The organism is Niveibacterium sp. COAC-50 (genome assembly GCF_013184235.1).
GTDB classification, from domain to species: Bacteria; Pseudomonadota; Gammaproteobacteria; order Burkholderiales; family Rhodocyclaceae; genus Niveibacterium; species Niveibacterium microcysteis.
Genome location: NZ_JABCJM010000025.1, coordinates 1 through 601 on the forward strand (window position 1 = coordinate 1; position 601 = coordinate 601).

Here is a 601-nt window from a genome sequence, read left to right on the forward strand (position 1 = left end):
CCAACGACGGCGCCACCATCGGTGGCACCGCCACCGGCACGGTGGTCGAAGCCGGTGGCGTCGCGAATGCGATCGCCGGCACGCCGAATGCGTCCGGCACGGTTACGGTGTCCGATGTCGATGCCGGTCAATCGAGCTTCCAGGCCGTGGCCCCGGCGTCGCTCAACGGCACCTACGGGACCTTCACCTTCAACGCCGCGACCGGCGCCTGGACCTATGCGCTGGATAACAGCAAAGCGGCCACGCAAGCGCTCACCAACGGCCAGATCGTGCATGACACGCTGACCGTCACGAGCCTGGATGGCACCGCGACCAAGGCGATCGATGTAACGGTCACCGGTGCGAACGACACCGCTGCGATCACCGGTACTGCGACGGGCACGATGACCGAGGATGTCGCCGTGACCGGCGGCAACCTCACCGCCGCCGGTGCGCTCGCCGTCACCGACGTAGATTCGGGCGAAGCGGTCTTCGCGACGCCTGCCACGCTGGCTGGCACCTACGGCACCTTCACCTTCAACACCACGACCGGGGCATGGACCTACGCTGCGAACAACGCGCAGTCCGCGATCCAGTCGCTCGGCGCAGGCCAGTCGCTGAC

Annotated in this window: 1 protein-coding gene; it reads left to right on the forward strand. The window is 67.6% G+C overall.

Features of this window, described 5'->3' with window-relative positions:
- A partial coding sequence (locus tag HH302_RS22240) for a VCBS domain-containing protein (protein WP_216662028.1) occupies positions 1 to 601 on the forward strand: 601 nt, incomplete at both ends.